Annotated in this window: 2 protein-coding genes and 1 pseudogene; 2 read left to right on the top strand and 1 reads right to left on the bottom strand. The window is 67.3% G+C overall.

Going from position 1 to position 1,549, the window contains the following annotated elements:
* Positions 1-530: GAF domain-containing protein (locus VGS97_RS16755; protein WP_326854480.1), on the bottom strand; the 530-nt coding region annotated here is incomplete at its 3' end.
* Between the two features lie 192 nt (positions 531-722).
* On the opposite strand from VGS97_RS16755, the gene VGS97_RS16750 reads away from it, so the two are divergent.
* The gene (locus tag VGS97_RS16750; protein WP_326854479.1) at positions 723-971 is read left to right on the top strand and encodes a hypothetical protein; all 249 of its coding nucleotides are present in this window, start codon (positions 723-725) and stop codon (positions 969-971) included.
* 185 nt (positions 972-1,156) lie between these two features.
* A pseudogene (locus VGS97_RS16745) lies at positions 1,157-1,549 on the top strand (methane monooxygenase); the annotation flags it as partial.

Here is a 1,549-nt window from a genome sequence, read left to right as displayed (position 1 = left end):
AGCGTTATGCCGGAGATCGGGTGCCGGATCGGCACCCCGGCGCACGCGAGATCCTCCAGGTTCTCCGCGTAGTGCTCGTGGCCGAACACGTGCATGGGCCGGCCGCCCTCCAGCGCCGTGCCGATGCCGTTGGTGCCGACGAACTCCTCGGCGTAGCTGAAGCCGGGAGCGAGCTGGACGCTGTCGAGATGCCGGTCGAGGTCGTGATCGGCGACCAGCCTGCTGAGTACCACGCCCGAGGCGTCGGTGAGGATGACGCTGATCGGCTGGCCCTCCAGGTGCTCGCGCAGGTGCCGGAGCACCGGCAGGGCGCTGCGGGTCAGCGGGGTATCCAGGTCAGGATCGCCGCTATACGCCAGGTCGATACGGTCCGCGGCGACATTCCAGCGCTTCGAGCGCCACCACGACGCCAGGATCGTGTCGCGCACGTGATTGGGGTCGACCGTCTCCGCGGTGAGGAACCGCTCCCTGGTCTCCGCCAGCCGGGGGCCGTCGGTCAAGGCCGGCGGGCGCGCTGCTGCAGGCGACATACCCCCTCCTTGCCTCCCGTGTCGCTCTCGCGGGTGGCGGGCTCATCCCGCGGGGTGGCGTCCGAGGTTTGCGTCGTGCGTACAACGTAACAAGAGCGTAACCCGCACCTGTCTCAAGTTGAGACCGCCAGTTCCGCTCTGCACATATTGGGTGTATCGGCTGGGAGGTACCCGCTGCCTAGGAGGTACCCCATGGATCCGCCAGGCGAACCGCAGCACGAGACCTTTAACCCGTGGAGCATCGTGAACCTGGTGTTCAAGCACCTTGCCGACCAGGGCCTGCATCCGATTCTCGGCGAGGCCGGCGATCCGGGCGCTCCCGCGGCCGAGCTGCTCAGGTCGCTGGGCATCCAGCCGGCCGCCGAGGGGAATCTCGAGATCTCGCGCGAAGTCCGGCGCCATCTGGCCGAGATCCGGACGGCGGTCTTCGGCGACGGCTAGCCGGCCAGGTTGTCTCATGTTGAGAGCTCCGTTCGCCCAGGTCCGCGGTGTGATTCAGCTCACAGGCAGTTTCCGGCCGTGCGGAGTCGCAGGTCCCCGGCGAGATCGGGCGTCGGCGCCGGGGACACGATCACGGAGGCAGGCAGGCTGTCTCAGCCGGCCCGAGTGTAAGGAAAGGGGTGGCGATGAGTCGCCAGAGCGTGGCCAAGGCCCACCAGAAGATCCAGGAGCTCGCCTGGGAACCGCTCTACCACGAGCCGGTGTCACAGTACGGAACCGATTACACGTTCGAGAAGTCGCAGAAGAAGGACCCGCTCAAGCAGGTCCTGCGGTCGTATTTCCCCATGCAGGAGGAGAAGGACCACCGGGTCTACGGAGCCTCCGACGGCGCCATCCGCGGCAACATGTTCCGGCATGTACAGGAGCGCTGGCTGGAGTGGCAGAAGCTGTTCCTGAGCATCATCCCGCTGCCCGAGATCTCGGCGGCGCGGGCGATGCCGCTGCTGTTCCGCACGGTGCCCAACCCCGAGCTGCACAACGGCCAGGCGATCCAGATGATCGACGAGGTCAGGCACTCG

Source organism: Actinocrinis sp., assembly GCF_035946395.1.
In the GTDB taxonomy this organism is placed as follows: domain Bacteria; phylum Actinomycetota; class Actinomycetes; order Streptomycetales; family Catenulisporaceae; genus Actinocrinis.
Note: the sequence above shows the minus strand (reverse complement) of the source record. Positions and strands in the feature narration are given on the sequence as shown.

What these genes read in the sequence shown, in the direction of transcription:
- VGS97_RS16750 (WP_326854479.1), top strand. Translation starts at nt 723, where the DNA reads ATGGATCCGCCAGGCGAACCGCAGCACGAGACCTTTAACCCGTGGAGC.